At 71.7% G+C, this 5,823-nt stretch carries 7 protein-coding genes; 2 read left to right on the forward strand and 5 right to left on the reverse strand.

Translation table 11 applies throughout. The features are described 5' to 3' along the window. Positions 1 to 1,341: FtsX-like permease family protein (locus SACSA_RS25520; protein WP_019812706.1), on the forward strand; the 1,341-nt coding region annotated here is incomplete at its 5' end. An 85-nt stretch (positions 1,342 to 1,426) separates the two neighbouring features. On the opposite strand, the gene SACSA_RS0100735 is transcribed toward SACSA_RS25520, so the two are convergent. The 5 genes from SACSA_RS0100735 to SACSA_RS0100755 all read right to left on the reverse strand — a co-directional run bounded on the left by SACSA_RS0100735 (position 1,427) and on the right by SACSA_RS0100755 (position 5,185). After that, complete coding sequence (locus tag SACSA_RS0100735; protein WP_019812707.1) at positions 1,427 to 1,948, reverse strand: MarR family winged helix-turn-helix transcriptional regulator; 522 nt, start codon at positions 1,946 to 1,948, stop codon at positions 1,427 to 1,429. Further along, entirely contained in the window at positions 1,945 to 2,646 is a 702-nt protein-coding gene (trmB, locus tag SACSA_RS0100740; RefSeq protein WP_019812708.1) for a tRNA (guanosine(46)-N7)-methyltransferase TrmB, read from the reverse strand. Before trmB ends, SACSA_RS0100735 begins: the two co-directional genes overlap by 4 nt. A 48-nt stretch (positions 2,647 to 2,694) precedes the next feature. Continuing rightward, the gene (locus tag SACSA_RS0100745) at positions 2,695 to 3,189 is read right to left on the reverse strand and encodes a hypothetical protein (protein ID WP_232212799.1); all 495 of its coding nucleotides are present in this window, start codon (positions 3,187 to 3,189) and stop codon (positions 2,695 to 2,697) included. A gap of 239 nt (positions 3,190 to 3,428) precedes the next feature. Further along, the gene (locus SACSA_RS0100750; RefSeq protein WP_019812710.1) at positions 3,429 to 4,196 is read right to left on the reverse strand and encodes an ABC transporter permease; all 768 of its coding nucleotides are present in this window, start codon (positions 4,194 to 4,196) and stop codon (positions 3,429 to 3,431) included. 47 nt (positions 4,197 to 4,243) lie between these two features. Continuing rightward, entirely contained in the window at positions 4,244 to 5,185 is a 942-nt protein-coding gene (locus SACSA_RS0100755; protein WP_019812711.1) for an ABC transporter ATP-binding protein, read from the reverse strand. Positions 5,186 to 5,425: 240 nt separating this feature from the next. Here SACSA_RS0100755 and SACSA_RS20900 point away from each other — a divergent pair. Next, positions 5,426 to 5,823: TetR/AcrR family transcriptional regulator (locus SACSA_RS20900; protein WP_019812712.1), on the forward strand; the 398-nt coding region annotated here is incomplete at its 3' end.

Raw genomic sequence — 5,823 nt, forward strand, 5'->3', positions numbered from 1 at the left:
GGCGCGGCCAACCGGCACGCGCGCGGCAAGCCGCACTGGTGGCGGCTGCTCACCGTCCCGGCGGCGGTCGGGCTGTTCTTCCTCGTGCTGGACAACGCCGGCGGCGCGTCGACGCTGCCTCTGCTGCTGGCCTCGCTCGCCGCGGTGCTGGCCTCGGCGGCGTTGATCGGTCCGTGGGTGACCGCGGCGGTGGGATCGCTGTTCGTCCGTCTCTGGCGGGGCGCGCCCGCACTGCTGGCCGGAAGGCGCCTGTTCGACGACCCGAAGGGCGCCTACCGTTCGTCGGCGGGCGTGGTGCTGGCCGTGTTCACCGGGTCGATGGCGCTGACGCTGCTCGCGTCGGCGGCCACGTTGGTGGGCTCGTCCTCGCCGTTCGAGACCTCGGCGCTGTACACACCGGCTCCGTCGATGCAGCGAGCCGAGACGATCGCCGCCGAGACCGACGAGTCGCTGCGGCGCTACGGCCTCGCCGACCGCGCGCTGGTGGTGCCGAACGTGTGGTTCACCGACGGCGAGCGCCGCCGGGAGGGTTTCGTTCTCGACTGCGCCGACGCGCGGCGATCGCTGCGCGTCGAACTCGGCTCGTGCGCCGGTGAGGCGCCCGGCGTGCACGCACCCGCCGGGTTCGATCCGGTGCGGGACGGTGTGCTGGCCGGGGGAACGAGCACCGGAAGTGGTGCCGGACCGGACGCCGAGCGGAGTGGGGGCGGCTCGACGGTCCCGCTGGACGCCGACACGCCGGTGTACGAGCTTCCGGAGGATGAGGACGTCCATCAGCCCGTGATCGTGCATCCCGACGCGTTGCCCGACGAGGTCGCCTACGAAGCCGCCTACGTCGTGCTGACGCCCGGGGCGGGCGAACGTGAGGTCCAGCGCACGGCGCTGGCCCGCGCGGCGGGAACCATGGGTGTGCACAGCATCGAGGCGCTTGTCGCCGACCAGCACGTGCGCATGGACGACCTCCGCCGGGTCACGGTGATCGGGCTGGTGGCCGCGGCCGTGCTGAGCGGGTGCAGTGCGGCGATCACCACCGCCGGGTCGGTATTCGACCGCAGGCGCACCTTCGGCGCGCTGCTCGCGGCGGGTACACCCGTGCGGGTGCTGAGCACCGCCCTGCGCACGGAAGCCGCGCTGCCCGCCCTCGTGGCGACGATCGGGGCCGGCACCGTCGGCGTCGCCGTCGGGATCGGACTGTTCGGCATCGTCAGCCCGAAGGACCCGGTGTTGACACCGTGGATCGCGGCGCCCGTCGTGCTCGGGCTGGTCGCGGCCGTGCTCGCCGCGTCGGTGTGCGGGCCCGCGCTGAAACGGATCAGTACCGAGCCGCTCACCGACGAGTGACCCAGTGACACGGATGGGCCTCTCGCTCCGGCGGGGGAGGGGCGAGGGGCCCACGCCGGGGCGGGACCACGCGCCCGGCGCGCGGTCAGGTGCGGGGGAAGGTGGCGAGGCGGCGGGCGCACAGGCGCAGGGAGTCGCGGAACCTCTCGACCTGGGCGGGATCGAGGTCGGCGAGCATCGTTCGCTCGATCGCGTCGACCTCGCCGTCGACCCCGTCGAGCACCCGCTCGCCCTGCTCGGTGAGGTGGATGCGCAGCACCCGCTTGTTCGTGGGTGCCTGCGTCCGCTCGATGAGCCCGCGGCGTTCCAGCCCGGAGATCAGCTCCTGCATGGTCTGGGCGGAGACGAACGACCGGCGCGCCAACTGCGCCGACGACTGGCCGGGAATCCGGCGCAGCGCGGCGAGTGCCGTGTACTGGGTGGTGGTGAGCCCGTGCGGGCGCGCGGCGGCGTCGATGTGCGCGCGCACGGCCAGCTCGAGCTGCTTGACGAGGTAGGCCGTGCGGGCGGGGGCGGCCTCGTCGGTCCTCTGCTGGCCGGTCACCGTGAGCAGGTTATCACTTTCGGTGACATCCGCATCAGGGAGGCGGCCGTTCGTGCTGGTCACGGCGTGACCTTCGTGAAGACGAGGTCCCTGCTCTCTCGGCCGGAGTCCCGCGCCCGCTGCTCGAACTTGGTCACCGGACGCCAGTCCGGACGCGGGGCCCACCCGTCGTGCCGGTTGCGCAGCGCCGGTTCGGCCGTGCACACCTCGAGCATCTGCTCGGCGTAGTCGGCCCAGTCCGTGGCCAGGTGCAGGGTGGCGCCCTCGGCCATCCGGGACGCCAGCAGTGCCACGAAGCCCGGCTGGATCAACCGGCGCTTGTGGTGGCGCTTCTTGTGCCACGGGTCGGGGTAGAACACGCGCACCCCGGACAGCGCCTCCTCGGCGACGTGCCCGGTGAGCAGGTCCACCGCGTCACCGTGGACCAGGCGCAGGTTGTCCACCCCGAGCTGTTCGGCGCGCAGCATGAGCTGGCCGAGCCCGGCCTCGTAGACCTCGGTGGCGACGTAGTTCACTTCCGGCTCGGCCGCGGCCAGCCGGGCGGTGGTCTCGCCCATGCCCGAGCCGATCTCCAACAGCACAGGGGCCTGCCTGCCGAACCAGTCCGCGAAGTCGATCGGCCCCTCGGGCAGCTCAACGACGGTCGTGCCCCATGACGGCCAGAGCCGTTCCCACGCGCGCTGTTGTCCGACCGTCATCCGCCCGCCGCGCTTGACGTAGCTGACGACCGTGCGCAGTCGCGCCTGCTCCGAAGTTCCCACGACCAGGCACGATAACCGGCCGCTCCGGCGTGCCCGTCGGCGCACCGGTCAGCGCACGGCCTCGAACTCCCCCAGCCGTGCGCGCAGCCCCGCCAGCCCCGCCACCGCGATCGGCTGTGGTGTGCGCCCGCTGTGCGCGGGCAGCACGTCGATCCAGCCGGGGTGCCGGTCGGTGGTCAGGATCGTGGTGGGGATGCGGTGCCCGTCGCGACCGCGCTCGGACGGTATGAACTCCCAGTAGCCGGACTCGCCGTCGGCGGCCCACGGGACGTACTCCCAGCCAGGCCTCGTGGCCAGCAGACGGTCGATCCGGTCCTCGACACGGAATCCGTCGATGCGGCACCGCAGCGCGCCCGCGGCGACCGCGCGCAGCCACCACGGCGAGGGCACCGGTGCCGTCACCGCGCTCGTGGCGCGGTAGAGGGCCAGCACCTCGGTTTCCGGGGCCCGGTGCACCCAGGACACGCGCAGGTCGGCGGGGCGCGCCGCGTCGGTGACCCCGAAGGGCTGTTCGATCGCCTCGGCCCAGTCCAGCTCGGCCATGGGTTCCAGGCGGGGATGCCGTGTCGCCGTCAAGGGGTCACCTCCGTAGGTTCTCCTGACGTCGCCGATTCCCACCATCCCGCGAAAGATGTGGGAAAACCGGGTGAAGTGAACTCCCTCACGGTCGGTTAACCATTATTTAACCATTCGCGCGAAGCGGCGGGACCGGAAAGCGGGTAACGGTTCCGTCCCGTTTCCGCCTGCCGGCCCCGCCGGATCTCCCCGCTCCCCCGGTCGGCTCAGGCGTCGCGGCGCTTCGCGGTCACGATCGCGACCGCGAGCAGCGCGGCGGCGAATCCGGCGAAGTACAGCAGTGCCCAGCCCTGGCTCAGGGTCGAGGTGGACAGGGGCATCCCCGCCTCCGCCATCCGCCCCGGGTTCGACTCGCCCTCGCCGGTGAGGAACTTGTGCGCGACGTTGAACGGCAGCCACGCGTAAATGTCCTCGCCGATGCTCGGAATCATGCGGACGAGACTCTCGACGGCGAGGCTGTAGATCATCAGCAGGGAGATGGCTCCCGCGCTGTGCCGCACGAGAATGCCGACGGCCACCGCGATCACGGCGGCGAGGGCGAAAACCACGCCGACGCCCGCCACGTTGATCCAGTCGGCGCCGCTGTTGAGCGCCAGGTCCGCCTCCGGCGCCAGCACGAGGGACAGCCCCCAGCACGCGAAGGCGATGATCTCGCCGAGGACCAGCGCGATCAGCGCGACGACGGTGCTTTTGGCCAGCAGTGCCTTCGTGCGGTTTGGCACGGCCTGGAACGTGGTGCGGATGGTGTTGAAGCGGTACTCGGTGGTCACGGCGAGCGCGGCGAGCACCATGATCACGGCGAGTCCGAAGGAGTAGCCGAACTGGGTCGTCGCGACGGTCGCGGGGAATCGCTCGTCGCTGTTGCCCACCACAAGGGCGGTGAATCCCGCGGTCAGCACGAGTCCCGCGACCGCGCACCACCAGGGTGAACGGGTGGAGAGCAGCTTGATGCGTTCGACGGCGAGCAGAGTCATGGGTGTCCTCGGTCTTCTCGGATGGTCTGCGTCAGTGGTCGCGCCGGTCAGACACCGGCGGTGGCCTGGTCGGGCACGCCGTCGGCGTCGAGGTTCGTGTGGTACTCCACCGAGTCGCCGGTGATGTGCATGAACGCCTGCTCCAACGACCCGCGCTGAGGGCTCAGCTCGTGGAGCACCGCCTGCTCGCGCAGGGCGATCTCGCCGATCTTCTCGCTGTCCATTCCGGACACGAGAACACCGTCCTCGTCGTCGGTCAGCTCGGCGCCCGCGGCGGCGAGCGCGCTCCGGAGCCGGTCCAGCTCCGGACTGCGCACCTTGACGGTGAGGGCGGAGGCCCGGGAGACGAAGTCCTCGGTGCTGCTCTGCGAGATGAGCCTGCCCCGGCCGATGACCACCAGTTCGCTGGCCGTCAGCGCCATCTCGGACAGCAGGTGGCTCGACACGAACACGGTGCGGCCCTCGTCGGCGAGCCGGTGCATGAACCGGCGGATCCAGAGAATGCCCTCCGGGTCGAGTCCGTTGACGGGCTCGTCGAACAACAGCACCTCGGGGTCGCCGAGCAGGGCGGCCGCGATGCCGAGCCGCTGAGACATGCCGAGGGAGAAGCCGCCCGCCCGCTTCCCGGCTACCTCGGTGAGGCCGACCGCGTCGAGCACCTCGTCGATGCGCCGCTCCGGGATGTCGTTCGACCGCGCCATCCACCGCAGGTGCGCGCGTGCCGACCGGTTCGGGTGGACCCAGCGCGCTTCGAGCAGGGCGCCGACCGTGCGCAGCGGGTGCCGCAGCTCACGATAGTGCTTGCCCCCGATGAGCACCTCACCGCTGGTGGGGTTGTCGAGCCCGAGCATCATGCGCATCGTCGTCGACTTGCCCGCGCCGTTCGGCCCGAGGAAGCCGGTGACCGTGCCGGGCGCCACGTCGAACGTCAGGTCGTCGACCGCCAGCGTGGTGCCGTAGCGCTTGGTGAGGCCTCGTGCCTCGATCATGGTGAATCCTCCTGTGCGGCCGGACCGCCGCTCGTGCCTGTGTGTCGAGGGTGGTTCGCCCCGCGCGTCGGCCCGCCTGGCCCGCAGGTGCCGTGGCGAGCCACCCTCGCCCCCGCTTGCCCACCAGCATGCCGCACGCTCCGTCCCGGCGACGTCGGTGATCACCCTGATCCGCACCCTGATCTCGCGCGGTCCGGGGTGCGGGTCGCGCGAGTTAATGAACTGTGGTTCAATAACTGTGTGGCACGACCCCGCAGGATCAGTGACGAACGGCTGCTCGACGCGGCGGCCGTCGTCATCGGACGGAACGGCCCCGGATTCACGCTGAGCCAGGTGGCCGAGCGGGCGGGTGTGTCGGTGGGCAGCGTGTCCGGCCGGTTCGGCTCGAAGCACGGCCTGCTGACCGCGCTCACCCGGGAAGGCACGGCGAGGGCCGTCGCGGCCATCCGCGCGGTCGCCGACGCGGCCACCACGCCCCGGCAGGCCGTGCTGGACGCGCTCGTGACCGTCGTCGGCGACGTGACCGACGCCCGCACCGCGGCCCACCACCTCGGCCAGCTCGGCGTCGACATCGCCGACCCCGAGCTGCGCGACCTGCTCGGCGCCCACTACGCCGCGCTGGAGACCGAGTTGACTTG

This window comes from Saccharomonospora saliphila YIM 90502 (assembly GCF_000383795.1).
GTDB lineage: Bacteria > Actinomycetota > Actinomycetes > Mycobacteriales > Pseudonocardiaceae > Saccharomonospora > Saccharomonospora saliphila.